A 4,518-nucleotide genomic window follows, 5' to 3' on the forward strand; every position below is an offset into this window, starting at 1 on the left:
ATCAACGTCAACGTGTCCGGCGACGGCACGGATTCGTCCGGCGGACACGTTGACGTTGATGATCGCAAGGCCGTGCGGAAGCTGGTCCTTGAAGTCGATCCTGACCTTCTTCAGCCTGGCCTCGAGGCTCGGGTCGGCAAGGCCCTGCGGATCGCCGCGCAAGCCGAAGCTCAGCGAGTAGACGACGTAATCGCAGCCTCTTTGAACGCCTGTCTTGGTGAAGAAAGGCACCACCTGGTCAGGCCTCGGAGTGACGACGCGCGAACTGTCGAGATCGAGCTTCAGCTCCGGGGTGATCGAGGCAGCGTCTTCTGCAAAGCCTTGCACCGGGGTGAACGTGGCGACCGCGATACCGGCCGCCATCAGCCAGCGCGCGCCGCGCCTGGCGTATGACAGGGGTTTCATGATCGTCTCCATGACGGTTGTTTGGGCGTTCGTTGCGAGCGGGGAGAGTGCGAGATTTTTCATCTTCCCCTCCTCAACGTTCGCAGCTGGCGGCTGGGGTTCTGAGCGGCAAAGTCATCTTGCAGCAAGGGTAATAGCCACCCTTGTCCTTGTCGGACTTCCTGTAGAAGCAGAGCCCGACATCGACTGTGTCGCCCGGATAGTGGCCGGTGATGTCGATCGTGTAGGGCTTGCCGGGCGCATGCGACTGGGATGATGTCACCCCGACGCCTGGCGTCCTGGACTGGACCTTGATCGAATCGCCGCCGAAGCCGGCATGGTCATGGAGATAGAGATCGGCCTCGAGGCCGGAAGGCGTGCAGTAATACTGGACGTCGTCGACGTCGAGACATGGAGGCAGGTTGCCGGGTGGTGGGAAATCCGGCGGGTAGAAGGGGGGCAGGTAGCCGCCCGGGATTTCCTCGTAATAGCCGGCGCGGCCCTCGCAAGGGTGCCAGACGGCAACATCGCCGACATGGCCCTCGACCTCCGGGTCTTCGAAATAACCGTCGAAGTCGACGAACCATGAGCCGAAGGGCGGCACATTGGCCGGCTTGACCAGCTCTTTCGGCGTGATCTGCACACCGTGTACGGCCAGCGGCCCGCCGGCTGCGAGCTGTTCGGCGAGTGAAGGATTGTCGCGCAGCTTGTCGCCCGTGTTGACCAGCGTCTGCGTGCAGACGGAGCTGTCGAGATTGCCGTCGGCATCATAGCCATATTGCAGATCAAGACCGCCGGCCGACTGCCGGTTGCCTTGGGGGAAGCCGACCGCATATTCCTGCGGCACTTCGACCCAGACCGATTCCGTTTCCGGATCGTCCGGGTTCTCCCGGAAGTAGCGGATGACCTCGCCTTTACCGGAATCGGCGAACTGGCCGTAATCGTAACGGTTTTCGACCGGACCGCGCTGGGCCAGGTACATGAAGCCGCTGTTGTCGAAGGCGATGTCGGTGACGGCGTAGTCCTTGTCGGCCCTGACCGTCAGTTCCCAGCGCGGGTCACCGGCAAAACTGCCGTCGCGGGCGATGCCCACCGACCAGATTTCCGACTTTTCGCCGACCGAATAGTAGAGCCGGCCGCCATGGTAGGAGACACCCCAGACGCGGCGCTCGTCCTGCGTGTAGCCCCAGCTGTCGGGGTCTTCGCTATCGAAGGCGGCACCTTGTATGTCCATCACCGAACCATCGTCGGCGACGGGAGCGAGCCCATGCGTGGGCCGGCCGGCAACGCCGTGATCGAAGCTGTCGATCAGTCTGCCTTCGGCGTCGATGCGATGGATCAGGCCGGTGTCGAGATCGGACGCAAAGAACTCGCGGTGAGTGGCGTCGAAAGTGAGATTGCCGATGCCGGGACCGCTGTTGGTGTCGATGTCGGCGAATTTGGAGACCTGGCCGGTGATGCCGTCGATCTTCCAGACGGTGCCCGGCCCGCCACCGTTTTCGGTGCCGAACTGGCCATCCATGAAGGTGGCGCCGGCAGCGCCGCGGCGCTGCCTCTCGGGGCGGCCGTCATCGTCGGCATCCGGGGTGACGATACGGATGCCGTGCAGCGAGGTGGCGCCGGCATAGAGATTGGGAATGCCCGATGGAACGCCGTCGCGCACGCCGTCATCATAGGTGACGCCGAACACCTGGCCGATCTGCTCCGCCGTCACCTCGAAGGGCGGCGGCGTGTTGACCAGCTGGCCGGAGGCTGGGCCGCCCAGATGCGAAACGTCGAACACGCGCAAGGTGGCGCGCGTGGGGTCGATGAAGGTTTCGTCGACCGGATCGACGCCGGGCGGCAGGCCCTCTTTTCGGAATCAGGGGGGTCGAAATTGGGAATGATGGTGCCGGAGAATCCGGTCACCGCCATCGAGCCGGGATAGATGATCCGGGTTTCCTGCGCCTGCGCGGCGCCCAGCCACAGGCCGAGTGCCAGCGCCAGCAACCCGCCTGGATGCACAGCACGGCGCAAGCCGCCATCAAGAGACGACACGAACGAGCCGCGGATGCGAGACATGACACTACCCCCCGTAGTCGACGGGAGAACGTCGGGGCTGGCCGCGCAAATCAGGGCAAGGCGCGGCGGTCCGGCTCGTTCTTCCCTGATCGAATTGTCTGCTTTCCTCAAGACGACGATACGCCTGGTCTTACGCAGGGTCAACGGAATCAGCGGAAAGCCCAGCGCATCGACCCCGTCCCGAAGGCGGTGGTCGCGCCGAGCTCCTGTTGTTCCCGGAGACCGCAGAGCCTCTGGGTTATTGGTCATGGGGGCTTCCTTTCCGGGCCGCACCATGCGGCACCTAGAGATCAGTCGCGGGCGGAGATGGAAAGGTTCATGGAAGGCCTGCGCAGAATGCTTGCGCGCGATGCCGCCTGTTCTTATATACGCGCCAAGCCGTTCGGCGCCGGAATGCCGGTTGCCGGAACGGGATTTCTTGTGAACAGGGGCTTTCGTCGGAACGCCTGTACGGGTCCTGAGAGCCTGCTTAGCGGAGAGACTAGAGAAATGGCAAAAGTAATCGGTATCGATCTCGGCACCACCAACTCCTGCATCGCCATCATGGATGGCAAGGAGCCCAAGGTAATCGAGAATGCGGAAGGCGCGCGCACGACGCCTTCCATCGTCGCCATCTCGGGCGACGACGAACGTCTGGTCGGCCAGCCGGCCAAGCGCCAGGCGGTCACCAATCCTGAAAACACCATCTTCGCGGTCAAGCGCCTGATCGGCCGCCGCTATGACGATCCGGTGACGGAGAAGGACAAGAAGCTTGTCCCCTACAAGATCGTCAAGGGCGACAATGGCGATGCCTGGGTCGAAGCCGGCGGCAGGAAGCAGTCGCCCTCGCAGATTTCGGCCATGATCCTGCAGAAGATGAAGGAGACGGCGGAAGCCTATCTCGGCGAAAAGGTCGAGAAGGCGGTCATCACCGTTCCGGCCTATTTCAACGACGCCCAGCGCCAGGCGACCAAGGATGCCGGCAAGATCGCCGGCCTTGAAGTGCTGCGCATCATCAACGAGCCGACCGCGGCAGCGCTTGCCTATGGCCTCGACAAGAAGGAAGGCAAGACCATTGCCGTCTATGACCTTGGCGGCGGCACGTTCGACATTTCGGTGCTCGAAATCGGCGATGGCGTGTTCGAGGTCAAGTCGACCAATGGCGACACCTTCCTCGGCGGCGAGGATTTCGACATGCGCCTGGTCGAATACCTGGCGGCCGAGTTCAAGAAGGAACAGGGCATCGACCTGAAGAACGATAAGCTTGCCCTGCAGCGCCTCAAGGAGGCGGCTGAAAAGGCCAAGATCGAGCTGTCGTCGACCACCCAGACCGAAATCAACCTGCCCTTCATCACCGCCGACGCGACCGGGCCGAAGCACCTGACGCTGAAGCTGACGCGCGCCAAGTTCGAGCAGCTGGTCGACGACCTCGTCCAGCGCACGATTGCCCCTTGCAAGGCGGCGTTGAAGGATGCCGGCCTGAAGGCGGGCGAGATCGACGAAGTCGTTCTGGTCGGCGGCATGACCCGCATGCCCAAGATCCAGGAAATCGTGAAGCAGTTCTTCGGCAAGGAGCCGCACAAGGGCGTCAATCCGGATGAGGTCGTCGCTCTCGGCGCCGCCATCCAGGCCGGCGTGCTGCAGGGCGACGTCAAGGACGTGCTGTTGCTCGACGTGACGCCGCTGTCGCTCGGCATCGAGACGCTGGGTGGCGTGTTCACCCGCCTGATCGAACGCAACACGACGATCCCGACCAAGAAGAGCCAGGTGTTCTCGACGGCCGAGGACTCACAGTCGGCAGTGACCATCCGGGTCTTCCAGGGTGAGCGCGAAATGGCCGCCGACAACAAGGCGCTCGGCCAGTTCGACCTGGTCGGCATTCCGCCGGCGCCGCGCGGCGTACCGCAGATCGAGGTCACCTTCGACATCGACGCCAACGGCATCGTCAACGTTTCGGCCAAGGACAAGGGCACCGGCAAGGAGCACCAGATCCGCATCCAGGCATCGGGTGGTCTTTCGGACGCCGACATCGAGAAGATGGTCAAGGACGCCGAGGCCAATGCCGAGACCGACAAGAAGCGGCGTGCGCTGGTC

General features: G+C 63.3%; 1 protein-coding gene and 2 pseudogenes. 1 reads left to right on the forward strand and 2 read right to left on the reverse strand.

Translation table 11 applies throughout. The features are described 5' to 3' along the window. Nucleotides 1–468, reverse strand: a pseudogene (locus ENZ74_RS22810) (hypothetical protein); the annotation flags it as partial. 10 nt (nucleotides 469–478) lie between these two features. Continuing rightward, nucleotides 479–2,721 (reverse strand): annotated as a pseudogene (locus tag ENZ74_RS22815) (hypothetical protein). Nucleotides 2,722–2,934: 213 nt separating this feature from the next. Between ENZ74_RS22815 and dnaK the strand changes: the two are divergent. After that, the coding region (gene dnaK, locus ENZ74_RS22820) for a molecular chaperone DnaK (protein ID WP_127313001.1) at nucleotides 2,935–4,518 on the forward strand (1,584 nt) is incomplete at its 3' end.

The organism is Mesorhizobium sp. M7A.F.Ca.CA.002.15.2.1 (genome assembly GCF_003998715.1).
Classification (GTDB): Bacteria; Pseudomonadota; Alphaproteobacteria; order Rhizobiales; family Rhizobiaceae; genus Mesorhizobium; species Mesorhizobium ciceri.